The 25,350-nt window shown below is 46.8% G+C and carries 28 protein-coding genes; all 28 read left to right on the top strand.

The window, feature by feature from the left end; genetic code table 11:
* The first annotated feature begins 100 nt into the window (after positions 1 to 100).
* Positions 101 to 652 carry a hypothetical protein gene (locus MKY87_RS04490; RefSeq protein WP_340963131.1) on the top strand — a complete coding sequence of 184 codons (552 nt, stop codon included), beginning with the start codon at positions 101 to 103 and terminating at the stop codon, positions 650 to 652.
* A gap of 101 nt (positions 653 to 753) precedes the next feature.
* A complete protein-coding gene (locus tag MKY87_RS04485; protein WP_340963128.1) occupies positions 754 to 1,617 on the top strand; it encodes a heptaprenyl diphosphate synthase component 1 in 864 nt (287 codons plus the stop codon).
* A gap of 15 nt (positions 1,618 to 1,632) precedes the next feature.
* Positions 1,633 to 2,361, top strand: a complete 729-nt coding sequence (locus MKY87_RS04480; protein WP_036607690.1) for a demethylmenaquinone methyltransferase — start codon at positions 1,633 to 1,635, stop codon at positions 2,359 to 2,361.
* Positions 2,354 to 3,220, top strand: coding sequence for a UbiA-like polyprenyltransferase (locus MKY87_RS04475; RefSeq protein WP_091028934.1), 867 nt, complete (start codon positions 2,354 to 2,356; stop codon positions 3,218 to 3,220). The genes MKY87_RS04480 and MKY87_RS04475 overlap by 8 nt, the downstream gene beginning before the upstream one ends.
* The gene (locus MKY87_RS04470) at positions 3,221 to 3,841 is read left to right on the top strand and encodes a UbiX family flavin prenyltransferase (RefSeq protein ID WP_339782981.1); all 621 of its coding nucleotides are present in this window, start codon (positions 3,221 to 3,223) and stop codon (positions 3,839 to 3,841) included.
* Between the two features lie 343 nt (positions 3,842 to 4,184).
* Positions 4,185 to 5,159, top strand: coding sequence for a polyprenyl synthetase family protein (locus MKY87_RS04465; RefSeq protein ID WP_017687703.1), 975 nt, complete (start codon positions 4,185 to 4,187; stop codon positions 5,157 to 5,159).
* 154 nt (positions 5,160 to 5,313) lie between these two features.
* Positions 5,314 to 5,757 (top strand): nucleoside-diphosphate kinase, encoded by a 444-nt coding sequence (gene ndk / locus MKY87_RS04460; protein WP_017687704.1) that lies wholly within the window; start codon positions 5,314 to 5,316, stop codon positions 5,755 to 5,757.
* A 25-nt stretch (positions 5,758 to 5,782) separates the two neighbouring features.
* The gene (locus MKY87_RS04455) at positions 5,783 to 6,577 is read left to right on the top strand and encodes a CheR family methyltransferase (protein WP_074095642.1); all 795 of its coding nucleotides are present in this window, start codon (positions 5,783 to 5,785) and stop codon (positions 6,575 to 6,577) included.
* 178 nt (positions 6,578 to 6,755) lie between these two features.
* Entirely contained in the window at positions 6,756 to 7,925 is a 1,170-nt protein-coding gene (gene aroC / locus MKY87_RS04450) for a chorismate synthase (protein ID WP_017687707.1), read from the top strand.
* A gap of 1 nt (position 7,926) precedes the next feature.
* Complete coding sequence (gene aroB, locus MKY87_RS04445) at positions 7,927 to 9,021, top strand: 3-dehydroquinate synthase (protein WP_340914123.1); 1,095 nt, start codon at positions 7,927 to 7,929, stop codon at positions 9,019 to 9,021.
* 5 nt (positions 9,022 to 9,026) lie between these two features.
* On the top strand, positions 9,027 to 9,404 hold the full coding sequence (aroH, locus tag MKY87_RS04440; protein ID WP_338587591.1) for a chorismate mutase: 378 nt from the start codon (positions 9,027 to 9,029) through the stop codon (positions 9,402 to 9,404).
* A 729-nt stretch (positions 9,405 to 10,133) separates the two neighbouring features.
* A complete protein-coding gene (gene trpE, locus MKY87_RS04435; protein ID WP_036607674.1) occupies positions 10,134 to 11,702 on the top strand; it encodes an anthranilate synthase component I in 1,569 nt (522 codons plus the stop codon).
* 68 nt (positions 11,703 to 11,770) lie between these two features.
* Positions 11,771 to 12,811, top strand: coding sequence for an anthranilate phosphoribosyltransferase (gene trpD / locus MKY87_RS04430; protein ID WP_091034830.1), 1,041 nt, complete (start codon positions 11,771 to 11,773; stop codon positions 12,809 to 12,811).
* The gene (trpC, locus tag MKY87_RS04425) at positions 12,801 to 13,589 is read left to right on the top strand and encodes an indole-3-glycerol phosphate synthase TrpC (RefSeq protein ID WP_340963124.1); all 789 of its coding nucleotides are present in this window, start codon (positions 12,801 to 12,803) and stop codon (positions 13,587 to 13,589) included. Before trpD ends, trpC begins: the two co-directional genes overlap by 11 nt.
* Positions 13,590 to 13,624: 35 nt before the next feature.
* Positions 13,625 to 14,326 (top strand): phosphoribosylanthranilate isomerase, encoded by a 702-nt coding sequence (locus tag MKY87_RS04420; RefSeq protein ID WP_340967378.1) that lies wholly within the window; start codon positions 13,625 to 13,627, stop codon positions 14,324 to 14,326.
* The gene (gene trpB, locus MKY87_RS04415; protein ID WP_074095639.1) at positions 14,323 to 15,522 is read left to right on the top strand and encodes a tryptophan synthase subunit beta; all 1,200 of its coding nucleotides are present in this window, start codon (positions 14,323 to 14,325) and stop codon (positions 15,520 to 15,522) included. The genes MKY87_RS04420 and trpB overlap by 4 nt, the downstream gene beginning before the upstream one ends.
* The gene (trpA, locus tag MKY87_RS04410; RefSeq protein ID WP_074095638.1) at positions 15,519 to 16,325 is read left to right on the top strand and encodes a tryptophan synthase subunit alpha; all 807 of its coding nucleotides are present in this window, start codon (positions 15,519 to 15,521) and stop codon (positions 16,323 to 16,325) included. Before trpB ends, trpA begins: the two co-directional genes overlap by 4 nt.
* Positions 16,326 to 16,411: 86 nt before the next feature.
* A complete protein-coding gene (gene hisC / locus MKY87_RS04405; RefSeq protein WP_307534835.1) occupies positions 16,412 to 17,512 on the top strand; it encodes a histidinol-phosphate transaminase in 1,101 nt (366 codons plus the stop codon).
* Between the two features lie 26 nt (positions 17,513 to 17,538).
* Complete coding sequence (locus MKY87_RS04400) at positions 17,539 to 18,633, top strand: prephenate dehydrogenase (RefSeq protein WP_074095636.1); 1,095 nt, start codon at positions 17,539 to 17,541, stop codon at positions 18,631 to 18,633.
* A gap of 726 nt (positions 18,634 to 19,359) precedes the next feature.
* Positions 19,360 to 19,953 carry an RNA polymerase sigma factor gene (locus MKY87_RS04395; RefSeq protein WP_062835180.1) on the top strand — a complete coding sequence of 198 codons (594 nt, stop codon included), beginning with the start codon at positions 19,360 to 19,362 and terminating at the stop codon, positions 19,951 to 19,953.
* Positions 19,950 to 20,585 carry an anti-sigma factor family protein gene (locus MKY87_RS04390; protein WP_338587582.1) on the top strand — a complete coding sequence of 212 codons (636 nt, stop codon included), beginning with the start codon at positions 19,950 to 19,952 and terminating at the stop codon, positions 20,583 to 20,585. The genes MKY87_RS04395 and MKY87_RS04390 overlap by 4 nt, the downstream gene beginning before the upstream one ends.
* A gap of 43 nt (positions 20,586 to 20,628) precedes the next feature.
* Positions 20,629 to 21,228: a histidine phosphatase family protein gene (locus tag MKY87_RS04385; RefSeq protein ID WP_340963121.1), complete on the top strand. Its 600-nt coding sequence runs from the start codon at positions 20,629 to 20,631 to the stop codon at positions 21,226 to 21,228.
* Positions 21,229 to 21,461: 233 nt separating this feature from the next.
* On the top strand, positions 21,462 to 22,580 hold the full coding sequence (locus MKY87_RS04380) for a hypothetical protein (RefSeq protein ID WP_340963119.1): 1,119 nt from the start codon (positions 21,462 to 21,464) through the stop codon (positions 22,578 to 22,580).
* A gap of 44 nt (positions 22,581 to 22,624) precedes the next feature.
* Positions 22,625 to 23,131 (top strand): gamma carbonic anhydrase family protein, encoded by a 507-nt coding sequence (locus tag MKY87_RS04375; RefSeq protein ID WP_338587578.1) that lies wholly within the window; start codon positions 22,625 to 22,627, stop codon positions 23,129 to 23,131.
* Positions 23,132 to 23,154: 23 nt separating this feature from the next.
* Positions 23,155 to 23,334: an IDEAL domain-containing protein gene (locus MKY87_RS04370; protein ID WP_017687723.1), complete on the top strand. Its 180-nt coding sequence runs from the start codon at positions 23,155 to 23,157 to the stop codon at positions 23,332 to 23,334.
* Between the two features lie 153 nt (positions 23,335 to 23,487).
* Positions 23,488 to 23,910: a DUF2487 family protein gene (locus MKY87_RS04365; RefSeq protein WP_340963116.1), complete on the top strand. Its 423-nt coding sequence runs from the start codon at positions 23,488 to 23,490 to the stop codon at positions 23,908 to 23,910.
* A gap of 192 nt (positions 23,911 to 24,102) precedes the next feature.
* The gene (locus tag MKY87_RS04360) at positions 24,103 to 24,645 is read left to right on the top strand and encodes a QcrA and Rieske domain-containing protein (protein ID WP_017687725.1); all 543 of its coding nucleotides are present in this window, start codon (positions 24,103 to 24,105) and stop codon (positions 24,643 to 24,645) included.
* A gap of 15 nt (positions 24,646 to 24,660) precedes the next feature.
* Positions 24,661 to 25,332, top strand: coding sequence for a menaquinol-cytochrome c reductase cytochrome b subunit (qcrB, locus tag MKY87_RS04355; protein WP_017687726.1), 672 nt, complete (start codon positions 24,661 to 24,663; stop codon positions 25,330 to 25,332).
* Positions 25,333 to 25,350: the final 18 nt, after the last annotated feature.

Below are 25,350 nucleotides of genomic sequence, written 5' to 3'. Positions count from 1 at the left end.
AATGAAGATTGCAGGCATAGCCTGCTTTTTTTCATTGTACAATGAGGTATGAGCCTTTACCGGACAGACTACACTAACAGGTAAAGGCAGGGAGGCGTATATGAAACCGCGGATGATTGTTACTGCTTCAATACTGGCAACGGTTGCGGCGGTCTTTCTGCTTGTTGCGATACAAACCTTACATATGCGTACATGGGGCGGGGACAACGTACAGCCTGCCTCTGCATCACATCATCCAGTTCAGCTAACGAATGACAATCTGGTTGATGTGCTAAGCTCCATGGAACTATCAACTCCCATTGCAAGAGTGGAATGGAAACAGTCCATTTTGACACTGGACCTCAAAGTTAAAGGAACGGGTACAAGTTACACTGAAATCTATGAGAACATGGCAGCTGTGGCGGATCTGGGCTTTCGGAGTCTGGATAACGTGGATCAGGTGCTGCTGCGTGTGATGGCAGAAGATGAATGGATGCATAAACGACATCTGTTACTTGCTGCTGATATTCGGCGTGGAGAGTGGCCTCTGTATGCGATTGAAACATTACGGAACTGGAAAAGTGCGGCCTTTTCAGATGAATTGAAGGACTGGTTTCATTTGATGGAGACCGAACTCTGGAAGAAGCAATTCGAAATGACAAGTCAGGGGTAATAGAATAGCAGGATTCAGTGCGTGCCCGTTCAACATATGCTATAATATATAAGATTGTAGTGCAGAAATGGTTTAACAATGTTAAGGCTCGGAGGCTGAGAATGAATTCATATCGCGTACCCCAACTAGCAAAGAAATATACGGATTACGACATGATTCGACAACATACGGAAATCCCATCATTTCCGGATAGCCGGGCACGTCTGTTGCAGGTATTTGTGGGCCGCACAGACGAAAAGGTGCATCAAGAGTTATATGCTCTTGCAACTTCGCTCGTTCAGTTGGCCATGGATACGCATGATCGAATCGATACCATTTCCGGTGAGCGAAAAGAACAGGAGATGCGTTCACGCCAGTTGAATGTACTCGCCGGGGATTATTTAAGTAGCCGTTTTTATCAATTGCTTGCCCAAGCGGGCAGAATTGAAATGATTGGCAAACTCAGTGGTGCTGTATCCGGAGTGAACGCACGCAAGATGACGCTGTATGAACGGATGAAGAAGCTTCTCGTTTCGGCTGACGAATACTTGCGTGAAACGGTACAGCTGAGGATGCAGCTGTTTCTTTCATTTACAGGCATGATTCAACATAACGAAGAGTCATTATGGAACAGCCTGTTGACCGAATTCAGCTCCTGCGAAACGATCGTGGAAGAACTGAAGCGGATGAATGACGCAAAACAATATCTTCACAGCTATGCATACTGGCACATATACGAGCATGGTAATGACGATGAGCGCAGTGTGTTGCGTCAGTCTGAACCGGATGCACGTGCATGGAACGCTATGGTGCTGAGGCATAGGGTTGGCGAGGTTTTGCTGGACAAGCTTCGCGAGTGTACACACCGCATTCAACTGTTGTTGCAAGACGAGGAAGGGCGGATGGGCTTGCATGAGATACATGCAATTCTAGAGCCTTACTTGGCATATTTGCAGCCTTCACATGCGGCAGTAAGGGAAGATTGAGGGGGAGACAGACGAATGGGGAGCGGAGAGACCAAACCGAAAGAAGAATATGTCCATTCGGTTTTTCAGAGTATAGCCGGAAAATATGATGTCATGAATGATATTCTAAGTTTCCGCAGGCATAAGGCTTGGCGTAAATTCACCATGAAAAAGATGAATATGTCCAAAGGCGATACCGGTCTTGATTTGTGCTGCGGCACATGTGACTGGACGCTTGCTATGGCAGAGGCAAGTGAAACGGGGCACATGCACGGACTTGATTTCAGCAGCAACATGCTGGAGGTCGGCCAGACAAAGATCAATGCGGTGCAACGTCAAAAGCAGATTACCCTGACACAGGGAAATGCCATGTCACTTCCTTTTGAAGACAATTCATTTGATTATGTGACGATCGGGTTCGGGCTGCGTAATGTACCTGATCTCAGACAAGTGCTGTCTGAAATGAAACGTGTGGTCAAACCGGGCGGTATGGTGGTGTGCCTGGAATTGTCCAAGCCAACATGGCAGCCGTTCAAAGGCATTTATTATTTTTATTTTGAGAAGGTTTTACCGAATCTTGCCAAAGTGTTTGCTAAAAGTTTCGAGCAGTACAAATGGCTACCGGACTCACTGGCCATTTTTCCGGGAAGGCAGGAACTGGCAGACATTTTTGCAGAAACTGGATTACAACAAGTGCAGGCCTACCCTCTGACCGGAGGTATAGCGGCACTGCATATTGGAACCAAGGAGAATCAGCATGTTTAGGAAAATTCGCATCTTTTTAGAAATGATCAAGATTGAACACACGCTTTTTGCTTTACCTTTTGCATTTATGGGGGCCATCCTGGGCTCCATGGTAGTGAATGATACCTTCCCAAGCTGGATGCAGATCATGTGGGTATTGCTTGCGATGGTCGGCGCACGTAGTGCGGCTTTTGGTTTGAACCGAATTATTGACCAAGCGATTGATGGCAAAAACCCGCGTACCGCGATGAGAGCCATCCCGGCAGGACTGTTGAAAAACGGGGAAGTTGTTATATTTGTCATTATCTCATTTATATTGTTATTCTGGGCCTCATCCAATCTTAATGTATTATCTATGCAGCTTTTGCCTATTGCTGTGTTTATGTTGGTACTGTATTCGTACACCAAACGATTCACATGGTTATGCCACGTCGTTCTTGGAATGACGATTGGTTTGGCACCACTTGGTGGCTGGGTAGCTGTAACAGGAACGATGGATTGGACAGCGATTGTGCTGTACGTTACGATTGTGTTCTGGACAGCGGGCTTTGATATTATCTATGCATGTCAGGATCTGGAATTCGATCAGGGAGAGGGTCTTCACTCCATACCTTCCCGTTTTGGCCTGGTTAAATCCTTGCAGATCGCTAAGTTCTTCCATGTGATTACTGCAATCGGTTTTCTTGCGTTATTGTTGATGACAGATCTGAGCTGGTGGTATGGCGCAGGTATGTTGGTGACGTATGGAATTCTGTTCTACCAACACTATATCGTATCGCCTAATGATATGAGCCGTGTTCAAACGGCGTTTTTTACCATGAACAGTTTGCTTAGTATAATCGTATTTACGTTCACTCTGATTGATCTGGCGGTGAAATAAATGGTGCAGCAGCCGGACAATAAACGACTGGTTGTCGGAATTACCGGAGCGAGTGGCAGCATATATGGCGTTCGATTGATTGAAACGCTGCTTGATTTGGAATATAACGTTCATCTGGTCATATCCAATGCAGGGTGGCGTGTACTGAAAGAAGAATTGGACTGGGATGTGACGAATCGGGACGCGGTGCTGGAAGAAAAATTCGGCAACCGTGCCGGTTCTCTGATCTATCATCCTGTGAGTGATATAGGGGCCTCCATTGCAAGTGGTTCTTATCTGGCCGACGGCATGATTATCATGCCATGTTCTATGGGAACTCTTTCGTCCATCGCGCAGGGATCGTCGGATAATCTGATGTCTCGCGCAGCCGATGTTATGATGAAAGAGGGAAGAACATTGATCCTCGTACCACGTGAGACGCCTCTTCATGCAATCCATCTGGAAAACATGCTGAAGCTTTCTCGTCTTGGTGTACGAATGATACCGGCTATGCCTGCTTTTTATTACAAACCTCAAACTATGGATGAGTTGATTCTATTTTTGGTGGGGAAAGTGCTGGATAGCTTGCGCATCCCACATCAACTGTTTACAAGATGGGGAGAACCGGATGAACGGGGATAACGACTGAGTTCGATACAAGGCTGTTTTTTGCCAAAGTGTTGCTCGGTTTATTTGTCCCCCGAATCCCGGGGTATTGGTGAGTGCTGATGGTGAGTCTTCATGAACCACAGTCTTGACCCATGCTCCGGCAACTTCTGTATTTTGTTTCAGAACAAGTCGCAGAGTTTAATTTTCGGGTGTCGGCTATGACATTCGGAGAAGAAAAATACGTTAGATTACCTTATAGAAAAACACAAGCAAGAACGGTAAGCCGGGTTTTTCGTAATGCCTGCAGGCCCGACTTGCTGGAGGGGAAGGTAAGCATGAATTTATGGACTGACAATACGCTGATACGGGTGAACGAATGAAACTATTGGATATTTTCGGGTTGTTAAAAAAGGACATGGATTACATTGAGAAAGAATTGTATCGCAGTGTTCGAGGAGAACAGAAGCTGCTGAGTGAAACGTCACTTCATTTGCTCAAAGCAGGAGGAAAACGGTTACGGCCCGTTTTTGTGTTACTTGGTGGGAAATTTGGTACATACGACATTGAACGTCTGAAGCTGGTTGCGGTTCCGCTGGAACTCATTCATTCGGCATCCCTCGTTCACGATGATGTTATTGATAATGCGGAGACACGCCGCGGTAAACCCACGGTGAAGTCAAAATGGGATAATCGGATTGCCATGTACACTGGAGACTATATCTACGGTAAGGCACTTGAAATGACTGCCGGATTATCCGATCCAGCTATTCATCGTATCCTTGCCAAAGCTATGGTACAGATGTCCATTGGTGAGATGGAGCAAATTCGCGACTTTTTCAATACGGGACAAAGTGTTCGTAATTATCTACTGCGGATTCGCCGCAAAACAGCACTTCTGATTGCGGTTAGCTGTCAGTTAGGGGCATTGGCTACACGTGCGCCTGAGCATGTATCTTCCCTGCTGTATACGTACGGATACAATGTGGGGATGGCTTTTCAGATTCAAGATGATGTACTTGATCTGGTAGGTACCGAGAAACAACTTGGCAAGCCACCTGGCAGTGACATGAAGCAAGGGAATATTACTCTTCCTGTACTTTATGCTCTGGAAGAATCCGATCTGCGGGAACCTTTACTTAAGGAGATTTCCCGTGTCCAGCATGAAGAAGGACGGGCAAGTGCATCGGATGCAATTGGAATGATTCGCCAAAGTCAAGGAATTGCTAAAGCAGAAGCCCTTGCTGACCGATATATGAAGAAAGCGCTCGATGCTCTCGATCAGCTACCTAACATCAAGACGACCAAAAACCTGCGTGATATCGCTCATTTTGTGGTTAAACGTACGCATTAAACTTTGTATGACCTTCGACTCTCGGCTTGCTCATACCCAAAGATGAACAGAACTGTGAGATTCCTCATTGGGAGGATTTGGACATGTATGTTACAATCAGAGGGATTGCGTTTACATAGTGATTAACTTTGAACCGTGAGTGAGGAGTGAGCTGATGGATCGTACATTTTTGATGGTGAAGCCGGATGGTGTGCAGCGTGGATTGATCGGTCGAATTATTAGCCGTCTGGAAGACAAAGGATTTAAGTTGGTGGCAGGCAAATTGGTGCAGATGTCTGAGGATCAGGCAAAACGCCATTATGCTGAACATGAAGGTAAACCATTTTTCGATGATCTGGTTCGTTTTATCACATCTGGGCCTGTATTTGCCATGGTGTGGGAAGGCGACGATATTGTGGCGCTTGCGCGCATCGTCATCGGAAAAACCAATGTGAAGGAAGCAGCTCCGGGTACCATTCGCGGAGACTTCGCCAGCCACACACCACATAATCTGATTCATGGGGCAGATTCACCGGAAAGTGCTTCCCGTGAAGCAGCAAATTTCTTTGCTTCAGATGAACTGGTGGTATACGACAAGAGCATCGCAGCCTGGTTGTAATTATTAGCCAAAAGGGTGATACACGATGCTGGAGCAAGAACAACTACTAGACCCGGATTACACCGGATTCATTCGTAAAATCAAAGAGAGCACAGGCATTGATCTTGCTCAATACAAGGAAGGCCAGATGAAAAGAAGGCTGACCACACTTCGCAACAAAAACGGGTTTCATACATTTTCTAACTTTTTTGAAGCTATGCAGAAAGATAAATCATTGTTTTACGAGTTCCTTGATCGTATGACGATTAACGTGTCGGAATTCTGGCGTAATCCCAATCGTTGGGAAGTGTTGCGGGACGAGATCCTGCCTGAGCTGCTGGGGTCCAAGCGTCGTGCTAAAGTTTGGAGTGCAGCCTGTTCAACAGGTGAAGAACCTTATACACTCGCCATGATTCTGGACACGATGGGCATTTTGAAGGAGAGCTCCATTACGGCAAGTGATCTGGATGAAGGTGCATTGGCCAAAGCCAAGGAAGGGCGTTATATGGAACGCTCACTTAAGGATGTGCCAAAGGAAACGGCGAACCGTTACTTCAAGCAGGATGGCTTGGTATACCGTATTGATGAGCAACTCAAAAATTCGATCAAGTTCATGAAACAAAATTTGCTCGTAGACCGTTTTGACGATGGGTACGATCTGATTGTGTGCCGAAATGTCATGATCTATTTTACCGAGGAAGCCAAAAACCTGTTGTATCACAAATTTGCAGCAAGTTTGCGTCCAGGCGGTATTTTGTTTGTGGGCAGTACGGAGCAGATCTTCTCCCCGGGACAATATGGTCTGGAGACAGCAGAGACATTCTTCTATCGGAAAAAATAATGATAATGGTTGTTGAGCCGTCTGAAGCACATGTACATGTGTTCAGGCGGTTATTTGTATACCAAGTACAAGAAAGAGCCGACTTTCTTGTCAAAGCCGGTCAGCTATACTATAATAAGCAAAGAAATTATGGGATTTTAGCAATGTGAAGTTTAACAGTTTAAAGGGGGAACGTATTATGAGTTTACGCTATTTAACCGCAGGGGAGACGCACGGACCCCAATTGACCGCTATTATTGAAGGATTGCCAAGTAATTTGACGATTGATTTTGAAGAACTGAATTTCCAGCTTCACCGCCGTCAAAAGGGATATGGCCGTGGACGCCGGATGCAGATCGAGAAAGATCAGGCTAATTTCGTTGGTGGTATCCGTCATGGATATACAACAGGTGCTCCGGTAGCGCTGGTTGTTCAAAATAATGACTGGAAACATTGGCAGAATATTATGAATATTGAGCCGATTGAAGGCAGTGACGAAGAGAAACGTCGCGTTCATCGTCCTCGTCCTGGACACGCTGACTTGAACGGTGGACTCAAGTATAATCTCAAAGACTTGCGGAACGTACTGGAGCGCTCCAGTGCGCGTGAGACAACGGTACGTGTGGCATGTGGCGCCATTGCACGTCAATTCCTGGCTGAATTCGGAATCAAGGTAGCTGGACGTGTACTTCGTATTGGAGAGATCGAAGCTCCGTATCAGGATCTTCCAATTGATGAATTGATCGCAGTGACAGAAGCTTCCTCTGTACGTGTTACGGATGCTGAGACAGAGAAGAAGATGGAAGCCTACATCGACCAGATTAAACAAGAAGGCGATTCCATCGGAGGAATCGTGGAATGTATCGTTGAAGGTGTACCTATTGGTCTTGGTAGTTATGTTCAATACGATCGAAAGCTGGATGCACGAATCGCTCAAGGCGTAATGTCCATTAATGCATTCAAAGGTGTAGAGATTGGTATCGGATTCGAAGCCGGAGTCATTCGGGGATCACAGGTGCATGATGAAATCATGCATACGGATGAGCGCGGCTACCACCGGGCAACCAACCGTCTGGGTGGATTCGAAGGTGGTATGACGAACGGCATGCCAGTCGTTGTACGTGGTGTAATGAAGCCGATCCCAACGTTGTATAAGCCACTGCAAAGTGTCGATATTGATACAAAAGAAGCATTTACGGCTCAGGTTGAGCGCTCGGACGCTTGTGCTGTACCAGCAGCGAGTGTCGTTATGGAGCATGTTGTAGCGTGGGAAATTGCCAAAGCATTCCTGGAGAAATTCGGTGGGGATTCCATGGAAGAGATCCGTGCCAATGTTGCTAGCTATAACGCTCAACTGGAGAATTACTAATATGCGTCAGCTGACGGTACAGTTGGAGGAACGCTCATATCCGATTCTGATTGGTAGCGGCCTATTGGCACAAGCCCCTCAATATTTTGAGCAATATGGCTTAACCAAAAAAAGTCCGTTACTCATCATTACAGATGAAAATGTGGCTCCCAAATACTTGTCAGGTTTGGAGCAAACGCTGCGTACGGCTGGTTATACAGTCGTATCGGCGGTTGTGCCCTCTGGTGAAACATCGAAATCCCTTTCGGTGTACCAGGATATGATGACCGTTGCGATCGAAGGCAAACTGGATCGGAGTTCTGCGATTCTGGCCCTGGGTGGTGGTGTCGTAGGTGATCTGGCTGGCTTTGTTGCCGCTACATATATGCGTGGAGTGAAGTTTGTTCAAGTGCCTACAACAATTTTGGCGCATGACAGCAGTGTAGGCGGTAAGGTAGCTGTCAATCATCCGCTGGCCAAAAATATGATCGGTGCATTCCACCAGCCCGAGCTAGTGCTCTATGATGTGGACACACTTCAATCCTTGCCACCACGAGATGTATCGGCAGGGTTGTCAGAGATGCTGAAGCACGGGCTGATCCGTGATGAGGCTTTTGCACATTGGTGTGAGGAACATGCGGAAGAACTGCTTGCGCTTAATCCGGAAGCACTGGGATACGGCTTGGAGCGTGGATGTGGCATTAAGGCAGAGATTGTATCCAGAGACGAACGTGAGAATGGAGAACGTGCGTTGTTGAACCTGGGACATACGATTGGCCATGCCATTGAAGCGATTGCGGGTTACGGAGAATTCCTGCACGGAGAAGCGATTTCCATCGGTATGGCTGGTTCAGCATTGCTGGGTGAGAAGCTTGGTGCGCCAGCAGGGCTCTATGAAGATACAGTGCGCATGCTGCGTTCACTTCGCCTTCCAACTACGATGCCTGCTCATCTGGACACGGATGCATTAATGGAAGCGATGATGCATGACAAAAAGTTCCGTGAAGGTCATATGGTGTTCATCATTCCTGATCGGATTGGGGCTGCAAGAATTGTGAAGGACGTACCGGTGTCGGCAGTTCGGGACGTCATTGAAATGCTCAGGAAGGGAGAATAACAGCAATGGTCACACGGGGAATTCGCGGGGCTACAACAGTCACGCAGAACAACGAAGAACAGATTTTGAAGGAAACGGCTGTATTGTTGCAGGAGATCGTGGATCGCAATGAGATTCAACCGGAAGATATCTGCAGTGTGTGGATTACGTTAACTGGGGATCTGGATGCTGCTTTCCCGGCAAAAGCTATTCGCCAACTGGATGGCTGGGAACTCGTACCACTAATGTGTGCACTGGAGGTTCCAGTTCAAGGTGCCTTGGCGCAATGCATTCGTTTCATGGTTCATGTGAATACGAATAAATCGCAGAATGAAATCAACCATGTGTATCTGAACGGTGCACAGGCATTACGTCCGGATTTGGCAGCACCTTCTGGCTCTTAAGTAGTGGGTTGTCAAACCGATCATAATGATGTATAGTGAGAACCAGTTGAGTAGAGTTGAGATTGAGCTGAGAGCAGCTGAGCTAGTGGAGTATATAGCAGAGTCCAGTGGGTGGTAACCGGGGCAACAGAAACCGGTCAACTGATTCACGGTACGTCGTGCTACGGAATAGGTAACAGGAACAGGGAAAACAAACGTGTCATAGGACATCGTTGTTTTGATATATTTTGGTATAAACACAATCAATGCACTCTCCTATATTTTATGAAATATTGGAATGAGAGTTGAAGTGTTATAACTGATATATTTTCCCGATTTGGATGATGTGAGATGCATCAATTCAGCGACCTGTGAATAATCCGACAGCGAAGTATAGGGACTTGTTATTTATGAAGCATCACCCTGTTAAATACAGCTTATAACCAAACCTCTACCTGATGGTAGAGGTTTTTTTGTACATTTAACCTTTTCTTCTACCCCTATAAGTTCAACTAAACTTTTACACAAAAACGCAGAGGACAGAAATAACGTGAAGAAGCGAAGCGTTCGCCTAAAAGCTTTCTGAAAGAAAGCTACATCGGAAGCATACGCTATCACCGGATTTGCCCTTTTGAAAGGGAATCAAAAAAATCTGGGGATAACAGTGATCGGAAGGTTGTTCTGTCATCGAAGTGCTCAGTGTAAACAATCTTTAGTTGAACTTACCTAAATCTGAAAGGACGTGATCTGATGATAACGCCAAACGTTAATCAAGTACTGAAAATGTCGAATGAGTATAATCTGATTCCGGTAGTCAAACGGATTCTGGCAGATATGGAGACTCCGATTCGAATATTCCGTCGTTATGCTGACAACGACCGGGCATTCCTGTTGGAAAGTGTAGAGGGGGGGATCCAATGGGCGAGATACTCGTTCATCGGTACAGATCCGTTCCTGATGATTTCGGCCAAGAAGGGTCGGATCGTTGTAGAAGAAGCAGGGAAAACTCGTGAATTGCCAGGCAAACCGATCGAAGAACTGAAAGCACTGCTGCGTAAGTATCGCAGCCCAAAAGATGATGAACTGCCACCATTCACAGGTGGGGCAATTGGTTTCTTCGGATATGATCTGCTGTCCTATTATGAGAAACTTCCAGCTCACGCGCTGGATGACCTGAATATGGATGACATTCGCTTTATGTTCTGTGACCAGATTATCGTGTTTGACCATGTGAAGCAGCAGATGCTGCTCGTCGGGAATGTACACGTCAAGGACGGTGCAACGGATGATGAGATACGTCAAGCGTATGCAGTGACTTCGGAGAAGCTGGAGCAGGCCGCAGAACGTTTGCAGCAGCAAGGACCAGGGGAGAACCTGAATCCGCGTTCCATTCCGGGAGACGTGGAACTGGGGGATATTCGCTCCAACCTTACGAAGGAGCAATTTATCGGTAATGTGGAGCAAGCCAAAGATTACATTCGCGCAGGTGATATTTTTCAAGTGGTATTATCCCAGCGTTTCCACATTGATACGGAAGTTTCTCCGCTTCACGTGTATCGTGTGCTTCGGACCCTGAATCCATCACCTTATATGTACTATCTCAAAATGGATGATGAGATTATCGTGGGTACTTCGCCTGAAGCGCTGGTCAAGGTGGACGGAAATCGTGTCGAGACACGTCCGATTGCTGGCACACGTCCAAGGGGAGCAACAGAGGCGGAAGATCGTGCACTTGCTGCCGATCTGCTCCAGGATGAGAAGGAACGCGCGGAGCATCTGATGCTGGTTGATCTGGGTCGTAACGATCTGGGCCGGGTATCCAGCTTCGGTAGTGTGAAGTGTGACATGTTCATGGAGATTGAACGGTATTCTCACGTGATGCACATGGTCTCCAACGTTACGGGTGAACTTAGAGAAGACAAGGATTTCTTCGATGCGTTCCTCTCATGCTTGCCAGCGGGTACCGTATCCGGTGCACCGAAACTGCGAGCAATGGAGATTATCGCGGAACTGGAGAAAGAGGCACGGGGTGCCTACGCAGGAGCGATCGGATACCTTGGTTTCTCGGGTAACATGGACTCTTGTATTACGATTCGTACGATTATTTTCAAAAAAGGAAAAGCATATGTGCAGGCCGGAGCGGGAATCGTATGGGATTCTGTGCCTGAGAATGAATATGAGGAAACAGTTAACAAAGCTAAAGCATTGCTCAAAGCGATTCGAACAGCAGAAGCCATGTTTCCTGCCAAAGAAAAGGACAGCACGTTGAGACTGGCGAATGCAGACTACTTTGTCACACCAGCGGCCGCTAAGAACTGAGAGAGGAGAGACCGGAGATGAACATAAACCCAATAATGAATGAGAACCCTGTTACACCCATTGCTGAGATTACTCGTGAGGAAGGCATGAAGAATGGCCTGGCGAAGATTTTGGAGGGCAGCCATCTGGAGCAAGCCGAAGCAAGAGATTTGATGTACTCGATTATGAGAGGTGAGGCAACGCCGGCTCAAATCGGAGGTTTGCTGATGGCGCTGCGGATGAAGGGGGAAACAGTGGATGAGATCACCGGTTTTGCTGAAGCCATGCGTGGTCAGGGCGGACGAATTCTAACGGATGGCAGTGGCTTGCTGGACACGTGTGGAACAGGCGGATCGGGTATTCACAAATTCAACATTTCCACAGCATCCGCCATCATTGCTTCGGCCGTCTCGGTTCGGGTTGCCAAACATGGCAACCGTTCAGCTTCAGGCAAAGCAGGTAGTGCAGATGTATTAGAGGCACTCGGTGTAAATATCCATCTGAACGGCGAACAGGCCAGACAATGTTTGGATGATATCGGAATCTGTTTCTGTTTTGCCCAGGTATATCATCCTTCCATGCGACATGCGGCAGGACCAAGAAAAGAGCTAGGTGTTCGTACCATTTTTAATATGCTCGGACCATTAACCAATCCTGCAGGAGCAGATCGCCAATTGCTTGGTCTGTATGATCGTTCCCGGACGCCGATGATTGCTGAAGTACTGAATCGTCTTGGTCTCAAAAGAGCGTTGGTTGTGGCCAGCCATGATGGTCTGGATGAAATCAGTATCTCGGCACCAACTCAGGTATCTGAACTTCGCAATGGCGAAGTGCACACCTATGATATTGATCCACGTGACATGGGATTGTCTCTGCATCCGCTTGAAGCGGTACTTGGAGGAGATGCGGCACAGAATGCCGAAATTATTAAGAGGATCTTCCAGGGTGAGCAGAGTGCCTACCGTGATGTCGTTCTGTTAAACGCTGGAGCGTGCATCTATGTATCCGGTCTTGCAGATAGCATTGCTGAAGGGGTAACACTTGCCGCAGAAGCGGTAGATTCGGGCAAAGCTGCCGGGAAGCTTGAACAGTTAATTCATACAACGGAGGCGTACAGTCATGTATCTTGATCGAATCGTTGCAACCAAACATAAAGAAGTTGAAGTTCTGGCACAAACATTTCGCATGGATGAAGCTATCCAAAAAATCGAACAACTACCCGCAACCCGGGGGTTTGAACAAGCACTATCGAGCGGACGTAATCGCAAACTCGGCCTTATTGCTGAAGTGAAGAAAGCTTCACCATCCAAAGGGTTAATTCGTCCGGATTTTCATCCGGTAGAGATTGCTGCTGCTTATGAGCGAGCGGGTGCAGACTGCATCTCCGTATTAACGGATGTGTCGTATTTTCAAGGCAGCAACGAGTACTTGCAGGCGATTCATCAGGCGGTGAACATTCCGCTGTTACGCAAGGATTTTATTATAGATGAACGACAGATTGCCGAGGCAAGATTACTGGGTGCGGATGCGATACTGCTGATTGCCAGTATTCTGACACCTGAACAGATTCGTCAATATCTCGAATTCGCCAAAAGTTTGGGGCTGGATGCTTTGATTGAAGTCCATGATCGAACAGAATTGGAGCATGTATTGGAGATTCCGCAGGCAACACTAGTGGGCATCAATAATCGTAATTTGAAAACATTCGAAACCAGTCTGAACACGACACTGGATTTGATGGAATTGATTCCAAGTGGCGTTACCTTGATTAGCGAAAGTGGTATTGACGGACCAGAATCAACCGTACCTCTGATCCAGGCCGATGTTCATGGTATTCTCGTAGGTGAGCATCTCATGCGCAAGGATGATGTCGAGGCGGCTGTATATGATCTGATGGGACCCAAATGATGAATACTTCCATATACGATGGCACAGGCGACAGTATGTCAGAACTGAGAAACCCGCTGCCAACGGCCGTAAAAATATGTGGACTTCAGGACGTTGAAGTGCTAAAATCGATGATAAACTTGCCTGTGGATTACATTGGTGTTGTTTTTGCCAAATCACGCCGCCGAATCGAACCCGAGCAGGCCGCTGCATTAAGAACGGTGTTGTTCGAATGGTCTACCTATGATCGGCCGAAGCTTGCGGGTGTATTTGTGAATCCTACGATCGAAGAGCTGGAACACATTATGGAGATTGCTCACTTGGATGTTATTCAGCTGCATGGACAGGAGACTGCGGAATTTTGCCAGCAGGTGAAGCAGCGGTGGAATGCCAAAGTGTTCAAAGTTTTTTCTTTTCCAAAAGATGAAACGGGACCGGAAGCTGATGTCGCAGCCATAAGGGCTCTTGATAGTTACGATAAATTCGTGGATGCGATATTGCTTGATACCCATGATCCTCTATATGGAGGGGGCTCCGGGAAAACGTTTGCCTGGGAGCGAATCCCTGCCTATGCTGAATGGGCGAAAAGTCGTGAAATTGCTCTGTTCGTTGCAGGAGGTTTGCAGCCGGACAATGTACAACAACTAATACAGACATATGCACCTTTCGGCGTCGATGTATCCAGTGGCGTGGAGACAGAAGGTGTGAAGGATATTGCCAAAATTACAGCATTCGTAGAAAGGGTGAAGCAGGCATGACACATCAATTGCCGGATCAACACGGGCGTTTCGGTCACTTCGGAGGCCGCTTTGTACCTGAGACACTAATGAACGCACTCATAGAGTTGGAGGAGGCATATAGCCACTTCTCTAAAGATGAGGAATTTAACAAGGAACTGAACTATCTGCTAAGCGAGTATTCTGGACGTGAAACGCCATTGTATCATGCAGAGCAATTGTCACGCCGATTGGGCGGACCGAAAATTTATCTGAAACGTGAAGATCTCAATCATACAGGCGCGCACAAAATTAATAACGCCATTGGACAAGGTTTGCTTGCCAAACGGATGGGCAAAAAGAAAGTGATTGCCGAAACAGGTGCAGGTCAACATGGCGTTGCAACGGCTACCGTAGCCGCATTGCTTGGATTGGAATGCAAAGTATTTATGGGGGAAGAAGATACAGAGCGTCAGCAGTTAAACGTATTTCGGATGAAGCTGCTTGGAGCAGAAGTGATTCCTGTGACGTCTGGAACACGGACATTGAAGGATGCTGGTAATGAAGCGCTTCGCTACTGGGTCAGCAATGTGGAGGATACGTTCTATGTGCTTGGATCCGTGGTTGGTCCTCATCCATATCCGATGATGGTGCGGAATTTCCAACGTGTGATTGGTGATGAGACCCGTCGTCAGATTCAGGAGATCGAAGGACGTTTGCCAGATGTAATTGTAGCAGCTGTTGGTGGAGGAAGTAATGCGATTGGTATGTTCTATCCATTTATCGGTGATCAGGATGTGAAGCTTGTTGGTGTTGAAGCCGCAGGCAAAGGGGTCGAAACCGAGTATCACGCTGCGACGATGACCAAAGGTACGCATGGTGTATTCCAGGGATCTATGAGTTACCTGTTGCAGGATGAGTATGGACAGGTTCAGCCAGCGCATTCCATCTCGGCCGGACTTGATTATCCGGGTGTTGGTCCGGAGCATTCCTATCTCAAGGATATTGAACGGGCAAAATATGTACCGATCACGGATCAGGAAGCACTGGATGCCCTGCAACTCCTGTGTCGGACTGAAGGAATCATTCCTGCTCTGGAGTCTGCACATGCGGTAGCTCAAGTTGTCAAACTGGCGCCTGAACTTACAGCAGATGATATTGTAGTCATTTGTCTGTCGGGACGTGGAGACAAGGATGTTGAATCGATCATGAAATACACGGGAGGTGACTTGGGATGAATCTGATGGACCAGACCTTCCAGCAATTGAAGGAACAGAATCGCACGGCACTTATTCCATTCTTAACCGTGGGAGACCCGGATGTGGATACAACGATTGATATCATCAAGGAGCTTGAACAGGCTGGAGCGGACATTTTGGAATTGGGTGTTCCCTATTCCGATCCGCTTGCAGATGGCCCAGTCATTCAGCGTGCTTCCGAACGTGCGCTGAAAAGCCAGATTACCATTCGTACTGTGATGGAAACTGCAGCAAAAGCTCGTAAGGCAGGTGTGAAACTGCCGTTTGTACTGTTCACCTACTATAATCCGGTATTGCAGACAGGACTGGATGTATTCTTTGATGAATTGGTCAAACACGATATTAGTGGCATGATCATTCCGGACCTGCCGATTGAGGAAGCGGAAGAGATGCGTGAACGCGCAAATCGTGCTGGTGTGCATCTGGTGCCGCTTGTTGCACCTACATCTAATGCCCGGATTGAGCGGATTGTAACGGGAGCGAGTGGTTTTATCTATTGTGTATCATCCCTTGGGGTAACCGGAGAAAGAGCTTCTTTCTTTGATGGCGTAGAAAGCTTCATTGAGACGGTGAAAAGTCTGACAGACCTTCCTGTAGCGGTAGGTTTTGGTATCTCCAGTCATGAGCAGGTGGCCCATTTCTCCCGCATCTGCGATGGCGTTGTTGTAGGTAGTGCCATTGTTCGTCAGGTGGAAGATGCAATTCCTCTGCTTGAAAATCCGGATACGCGTGCAGCGGGACTGTTGCAAATTCGCAACTTTGTGGCACAATTAAAGGGATAGGGATGTCCTGAAAGGACATCTTTTGGACACGTAAGGTGCACGCTGATTCGTGTCTAACATTATTTCAATAACAGGAGGCGGTCGGGTTGAAACCGAAATCCCAGATTGTCAATCTGCCTGTGTACCAGCCGGGCAAACCGATTGAAGAAGTGAAACGTGAACTGGGCCTTGAACAAGTCATCAAGCTGGCCTCCAACGAAAACCCGTACGGCAGTTCTCCTGCCGCCCTAGAAGCCATTACGAGAGAAATGACTAATATAAGCATATACCCAGACGGTAGCTCGGTTGAGCTGACGGGAGTTCTTGCCAAGCATCTTGGCGTTGAACGGAACAACTTAATATTTGGTTGTGGTTCCGATGAGATTATTGCTTTGATCACAAGAGCTTTCTTCTTGCCGGGCGACGAGACCATCATGGCAGATCAGACATTCTCCGTATATAAAAGCAATGCAGATATTGAGGGTGCCGTGACCATCGAAGTGCCTCTGAAAGATGGCACGCATGATCTGAGCGCGATGCTCGCACAAATTAACGACAAAACCAAAGCAGTATGGGTGTGTAATCCCAATAATCCAACAGGTACGATTATCTCCGAGCAGGAACTTACAGCCTTTATGGACCGTGTGCCTGCTCATGTGATGGTCATACTGGACGAAGCTTATTATGAATTCGTAACCGATGAAGCATACCCGCAAAGCGTACCATTGATCGAACGGTATCCGAACTTGGTCATACTGCGGACATTCTCCAAAATCTACGGTTTGGCTTCGCTCCGGATCGGTTACGGCATTGCACGTCCCGAAATAATTGATTTGATTAACCGTGTACGTGAACCGTTTAACACCTCCCGTTTTGGACAGGTTGCGGCAACTGCTGCACTTCTGGATCAGGATTTTGTTCAAGAGTGCTCGAAGCGGAATGCAACGGATCGGGATTACCTGCAAAATGAATTTACACGGCTCGGATTGTCGTATTTCCCTTCACAGGGTAATTTCATTATGGTTGATCTGGATATGCCTTCAGCAATTGCGTTCCAATCCTTGCTCAAACAAGGCATTATCGTTCGCCCAGGATTCCACGTATACCCAACTTACATTCGTGTGTCCGTCGGAACATCAGAACAGAACCGTGCATTTGTCACGGCACTGGAGAACACGCTGGCTGAGAAGGCGGTAGCACGCCCTTAATACTGGCGATGAAAGAGTGAGGACCCATGAAACTAAAAATTGCAATGATTGGTGTAGGACTCATCGGCGGTTCACTTGCGCTCTGCTTCAAAGGCAAGCCAGGTGTAACCGTGATGGGCTACGCCCACTTGGATGAACTGAAGGACAAGTACATAGCGAGCGGTGTAGTGGATGATGCTACGCTCTCTCTGGAAGAAGCGGTAGAGGATGCCGACTTTATTTTTTTGTGCGTTCCCGTAGGTTTGCTAGAATCCTATTTCGAAAAGCTCTCCAAGCTGCCATTGAAAAAAGGATGTATCATCACGGACGTAGGAAGCACTAAAGCTTCCATTGCCGCTTGTGCCGAGCATGTGCGGTTGACTGACGCTTACTTCATTGGTGGTCACCCTATGGCAGGGTCGGAGCGTGCAGGCGTAGATGCGGCCTCAGCCGTGTTGTTCGAGAATGCATACTATGTCTTAACCCCTTCAGAACATGTACCTGAGGAAGCCTACAGCAGGCTGTCTGAGCTGCTTGCGTATACGCGGGCACAGATCGTGCGTGTGGAGCCTCTGCTGCACGATGACATCGTGGGGGCGATTAGTCATCTGCCACATGTTATTGCTGTTGCGCTGGTGAATCAGGTGCGTGAATATAATGAGTCGAATCCACTGTATAAAATGCTGGCTGCAGGTGGTTTCCGGGATATTACCCGGATTGCGTCCAGTGATGCGATTGTGTGGAGAGATATCTTGCTTAGCAACCGTGATGTACTGCTGGGCTTGCTTAAGGACTGGAATAGCCAGATGACGGCCTTTACGGATATGCTGGAGCATAAGAACGGTGAAGGCATAGAGGAGGCATTCCGTCAGGCCCGCGAGTTCCGCAGTATATTACCAGAACGACGCAAAGGCATGATTTCGCCGTTATTTGATCTGTATACTGATGTCCAGGATGCACCGGGCATGATCGGTAAGATCGCAACTGAGCTTGGGGCGAATGACATCAACTTGAGCAACTTGGAGATTATCGAGAACCGGGTGGATGTGCCGGGCATTATGCGTCTGTCTTTCCGTCAGGAAGAAGATATGGAACGAGCCAAGACGTTATTGGATTCCTTAGGTTATCAAGTGTGGATATAAGACGAGAAAGAGGGCGAAAGCCCTCTTTTTTGTGAGGTTATATTGAATTTGTTATTTGATTTTTAGTCACGAATAAAAAGGATGTATTATCCTGATTTACCGAAAGATATAATTAATTCAAACAATTTTATTGAAAGTGTTGACAAAATGAAAACGTATACATATAATAAGGGTACAGTATGGTTTCTCTCCACTCCTATCCAATAACTGTATTGCTCCACGTGAGCAATGGCCGCTTATGTAAGCGGTCTTTTTTTTGTCTTAAAAAGTTATGGGAAAGGCATTGATATGTTAATAGTTACACTTAAGCTCACATCCTCTATTTACATCTCCCTCCTTAATCTGTTAGGATACCTTAGATCAAATAAATATCACATTTTTGTAACCTTTTTGGTATGTCGTCCGTCTATATAAGCAAGGGTTACCAAAAAGGCTCAAAATGAAGTCATGAACGTGAAAATGACCGCATATGAATGACAGGTCGGGTTCTGTGGATACCAATGGATTTGCCAGGATGATGCAGACCGTTGTACAATAAATACTGTTAATGTAGAAACGTTGGGGAAATTGCCATTACATAGGGGAATTTGGCGGGAAGGCCAGTTATGGCGCTGAACGCTGTTTATATGCGGTGAGAACCGCAACTTTTTTGTGCCTGTTCGGTAATACATGGATAGAGTCGAACGGGGAGAAGCACATGGATGGGCGAGGAGGGGTCGCACTCAAATGACGGATTCCCAGTTGATTCGAGAGATCAAGGAAGGTAACCTGGAGTTATATTCCGAGCTGATGAGTCGTTATCAGCGTAAAATACTGGCTTTCGTATATCATATGTTGAAAAGTTCCAATATGGAGCTGCTTGCGGAAGATCTCTGTTCTGAGACTTTCTATAAGGCGTTCCGCAGTCTGCACTCTTTCCGTGAGGTGGATGCCTCATTCTCAACCTGGTTATATACCATTGCGAGAAATACGGTACTGAGTGAGCTTCGCAAACAGCGCAGCGGAAATGTCCCACTTGAAGAGAGCGGGATTGTCCCCGTTGCTCCTTCGGAGAATGCACCGGAGTATGCTGTACTACGCAGCGAGCGGGTGATGCTGGTTAGGGATGCGATTAACAATTTGCCGGAGAAGCAGCGTTCTGCGATTATACTCCGCGAGTATGATCAACTAGACTACCAAGAGATTGCGAATATTCTTGGGCAGAGCGTCAGTTCTGTGAAATCGCTATTATTCAGAGCAAGATCAAGCGTAAAAACTCAATTGGAACCTTATTTCTTCGAACCGGTGTACGAGCCATATGAAGGGATGAAGAACCGATGAATTGCAATGAAGCCCAGGAACTGTTTGCACTGGTCTGGGACTTGCCGGAAAATCATCCTCAGCGGATTGCATTTCATGCTCATCTCGCTGGTTGTGAAGAGTGCTCCGAGCAGTTTGAGGTCTGGGAAGAAGCCCAGATCTTGCTGCACAGCATCCCGGTTCCAGTGACAGAACAACAGGCAGAGAGAGTGAACCGTAACGTTATGGACCGGATCTATGCGGAGTCTCCATGGTTATTGCCGGAAGAGGCAAAGGTTAATCGTTTCTCTGCTGTGATCCGTAAGCATATGTCTTTGTGGATCGCCGCGTTCCTGGCTATTTTTTTATGCAGCTTTCTGTATATGGCAATGTTTAAGCCAGACGTATCAGAAGCTGAGCAAACCAAGGTTGTTGCTACAGGTATCCTGGAGACAGGGGTTGCCGGAAGCGGACCATCGTCCTCTGGAATGTATCAGTACAACATGACTGGAGCGGACAGAGGAAGTATCATGGAACCTTTTGTTGTGAGCATGGGACCTGCTTATCCGCAGTATTGGATGGCACTTTCTTTACTTGCAATAGGCATGGCGTTATTTTCTCTTGGACGTATGCATCGAACAACGAATAAACGCAAACAAGGTGCGAGTGCATAGGTAATAACCTTTCGTTCGCCGTGTGGAGAAATGAGGGATGTAAGTGCGAATCGGGCTTATTCGTCACGGTCTTACAGACTGGAATGCGGCGGGCCGTATACAGGGTCAGACGGATATTCCTCTGAATGGAGAAGGTCGTGAACAGGCAGAGCGCCTGGGAAGACGTCTGCTGACGGAAGAATACCAATGGGACTATATCATCACAAGTGGATTATCGCGTGCTCAGGAAACAGGGGAGATTATCTCTAAACTGTTGAATTTACCTTTGCTTGAGCCGGACGCACGGTTGAAAGAAAGGGCTTTTGGTCAGATTGAAGGTCTGACTTCAGAAGAACGGGTTGCCCGTTGGGGAAAATCCTGGGAGACATTGGACTTGGGACAGGAGCAGATAGCGGATATCCAGATTCGTGCACTGGCGTTTCTGGAAGATCTATGGTCTGCCTATCCGGACCAAAACGTGCTCATTGTCACTCACGGAGCTTTTCTGGCCAACCTGTTAACAGCCTTGTTTAAAGATCGGTACACAGAACGGATTGGAAACCTGTCACTGACGATCCTGGAAAAGGAACGTGATGACTGGAGTCCGCTGTTATATAATTGCACACGACATCTGTCTTTGGACACAGCGAAACAACCTGAGTAATCCAACTTGGGTTGTTTTTTTGCGTTTTATGGGGAAATAAAGACTTTATATGATTTCAAACCTCTCATTTTTCTTCTGATTGACCAACTTGGGGCATAGTATGGTTTAAAACATAAAAGATTTCCAAAAAGAGGTTTAGATTATGGGAATTCCGTCAACGATGTTTACAAAACCAAACTATTTCAGGCTCCTAATCAGCAGTCGAAGTAGTTAACGGGCGAGGCGATGGACCCATGAATCTAGCGGATATGCTTACTTTTGCCGATATTGGCCAGCTTAATCGAATAGCAGACTATTACCAATGTGAATGCAAGCCCAATTCCAAACATGAACTCATCCAGAGTATTCTCACTACATTGGGCAGCAGACCCTTTTTTGAGCAGCAGGTACGTCAACTGAATCAAGCAGATCAGCGCTTTTTGAACAACTTGTTGTTTGATCCTCGCCAGTATTATGGTATGGAAGAACTCATTGCCATAGCCCGTCAATCGATGGACAAAAAGGAGAGTGAGGCTGGCGCGAGTCCACGTGATCTCATCGTTCGCTTTAATAAGAGTGGATGGTTGTTCAATGGGACAACGCAGCAGACCAGGTATTTGTATCAGGTACCCCAGGATCTGAAATTAAGATTCAGGGATGTGTTATCCACACATCTGCGAGCAGGCATTACCAAAACAACGGAACCACCCATGTATCGGGATGAATATCATCTCTTAGCGGATGATCTCAAGTTGTTCCTGCAGTTTGTCCAGCAGCACGAAATTACCCTTAACGCTGAAGGCATGATGTACCGTCGCTCTCAACAGCAGATTATGGAGCATCTGCACATTAGTGAGGAATTGGTGGGCAAAGGTGGATGGAGATTCGGATATGGCCGTTCCTTCAAGGATTACCCGGATCGTTTTGCACTTCTCTACGACTATGCATTTCACCATCGGCTGGTTCGTGAGGAGCAAGGCACGCTGAAGTTGTCACCAGCTGGAGAAGACAAGCTGGGGGCAGAGAAAACAGCCGAAATGATACAGCTATTTAGGTTTTGGTTAAGATTGTATAAAGGTGCTATTCCCAATCTGTCCTCTATTGTGTACTGGACAGGCGAATGTGCCCAAGAATGGTCAACCGCCGAGTCGCTGTTTCGTCAGATCGGTCCATTCATTCAGCCGTTCTATTATGATACGGTTGAGGCCATCTATGATAACAGAATTGTTAAAATGATGTTGCATCTTGGCATGGTCCGTTTTGGGGAACATGAGGAAGGCCGGACGATACAAATGACAGCCTGGGGCACACGTCTTGCTGCATCCTGTCGCTCCATCTCAGGAGACATTACGCCTATTATGTTTGACAAGTGAAGGACAAGTTGCTAAAATCACTCCCAAATTAAGGAGTGATAATAATGATAATTCCATACAAAGGTCTACAACCTCAGTTACACCCTTCGGTATATATGGCTGAAGGTGCAAAACTGATCGGTGATTTGAGAATGGGAGAAGAGTCTTCCGTCTGGTTCAATGCAGTCCTGCGGGCTGATTTGGCTCCTATTATCATTGGAAAGCGCTGTAATATTCAAGATAACGTTGTTGGGCATGTCAATACTGATCAACCTTTGATTGTGGAAGATGATGTCTCAGTAGGACATACAGCGATCATTCATGGTTGTCGTATTGGAACAGGATCATTAATCGGCATGGGAGCCATTCTGCTGAATGGAGCCGATATTGGCGAATATACGCTGATTGGAGCCGGTTCTGTTGTTACTGAGAATAGTAAAATTCCGCCCTATACTCTTGCTTTGGGGACACCTGCCAAAGTGATACGTGAGCTGACTGATGCCGATCTGGAGCGGATGTCCAGAACTTCACTGGGTTATGTTACCAAAGGAAAAGAATATAGGAGCTCTTAAATCCGTTTTGGAGGTGCATCCTATTGGATAAAATGAAAGTTACGTATGAAGTCATGTTGGGGCTGGCAGCTGAGATGGTGTGGGACGAAGCGCTTCGCAAACAGCGCAGCGAGAAGCTCTATTTGGAAATCGATAAAGCGTTAGCTACCGGAGACGAAGTAGCTTTCCGGAGTCTGACGGATGAACTGAGGACCATAAACTGATTAGCAAAATAGTTCCTTTCTGAGATAAAAGGGAATGCGCAGATGCGTGTTTCCTTTTTTTGATATGTGTAATTCCGAAATGAATGTCTGGATTTATAAGATATAGTCATATATAATATGGGAATAAAATGGATAGAAAGGGGATATAGGGAATTGAAATTCAGTGAGATGACTCAAGACAGCTGGGCTGAACTGCAACTCTATCTGGATACATGCCTTATTCCATACACAGCTCTTAGCGGTGAGCAGTCGCCAGTTGAAGCTACCGAGGCGTTGGAGCGGCTGAGAGATTTTCTGGATCTGGTCGAAATTCCTTTCAAAGGGAGAATCATGACTTATCCAGCCTTTCATTATGCTAATTCGGAATTGTCAATGACATTAAATTCCTTGTCTGCACAGCTTAAATCCTCAGGATTCAAATATGTGGTTATTATGTCATCAGATGGTTATTTGGGTGGCGTGGACATTCCAGCTGCTGATCTGGTTTTGAGTCGGTCCGTCTTAACTCATGAGGTCGGAGAAGAGGGGATTGCGAGATTTATAGGGGAAAAGATACGAGAGTTGTGGAAAAAATAGTTTTTAACGACAAATGTGACAATTTACCAACATTTTTTTAATAACGCTTACAATTGAACCTTAAAAATGTGTGACAAATTCTTGACGGTGTTCTAGGGCTACTATATGATTATGTATGTTCTAGTAAGTCGTGGAATTTATGAAAATGAAAACGTTTGAGAGAGTTGGCTGAAAAAGGGGGTTGGAGACAGTATGAGCAGTGAGCATGACCACCACGAAGCTTCATTGAAATTGCCAAGCCGCATGGAGATGTCACGCAGGCAGTTTTTGACGTACACGCTTGGTGGAGCTACAGCCTACATGGCCGCCGGTGCAATCCTTCCTATGGTCCGTTTTGCGGTGGACCCGATTTTGCAACATAAGGGAGAAGGCACCTCTGTCAAAGTAGCTGAAATCAGCAAAATTACGAATGAGCCTCAAGAATTCACCTTTGAACTTAAACAACAGGATGGTTGGTATCTGAGTAATGCATCGTTAGTGGCGTGGATTCGCAAAGACGAGCAGGGCAAAATTTATGCACTCTCACCTATCTGTAAACATCTGGGATGTACAGTAGGCTGGAATAGTGACAAGCAATACCCTGACGAGTATCATTGCCCCTGCCATGGCGCGCACTATGACAAGGAAGGGAAGAATCTTGCCGTAGCCCCCAAACCGCTGGATGAGTACGTAGTCAAGGAAGAGCAGGGTTGGGTATATCTGGGCGACATTGTTCCGAACACCCGAGTGAATTAGGAGGCGTGAACGCAGATGTTTAAAAATGTCTATGACTGGATTGACGAGCGTCTTGACATCACGCCAATCTGGCGGGACGTTGCGGATCATGAAGTTCCAGAGCATGTAAATCCGGCTCATCACTTTTCCGCATTCGTGTACTGCTTTGGTGGATTGACGTTCTTTATTACTGTTATTCAGATTCTGTCAGGCATGTTCCTGACCATGTATTACGTACCTGATATTATCAATGCCTACGCAAGTGTGGAGTACCTGCAGACCAAAGTAGCCTTCGGCCAAATTGTTCGCGGCATGCACCACTGGGGAGCCAGTCTGGTTATCGTAATGATGTTCTTACATACGATGCGTGTGTTCTTTACAGGCTCTTACAAGGCACCGCGTGAAATGAACTGGGTTGTCGGCATGCTGATCTTTTTCGTCATGTTGGGCCTGGGGCTGACAGGGTACTTGTTGCCATGGGATAACAAAGCCTATTTTGCAACAAAAGTAACACTGGAGATTGCCAATACGGTTCCTTGGTTGGGACCGATTATTAAAGAATTCCTGCAAGGCGGTACGATTGTCGGTGCACAGACACTAACCCGATTCTTTGCCCTGCATGTATTCTTCCTCCCCGCTGTGCTTCTGGTGCTTCTGGTCGGACACTTTATCATGATCCGCAGACAGGGCATTTCGGGACCACTATAAACTGAGAAGGGAGGAATC

This window comes from Paenibacillus sp. FSL R7-0198 (genome assembly GCF_038000415.1).
Taxonomy (GTDB): domain Bacteria; phylum Bacillota; class Bacilli; order Paenibacillales; family Paenibacillaceae; genus Paenibacillus.
The sequence above is the reverse complement of the archived record's forward strand: the minus strand, read 5'-3'. Positions and strand labels throughout refer to the sequence as shown.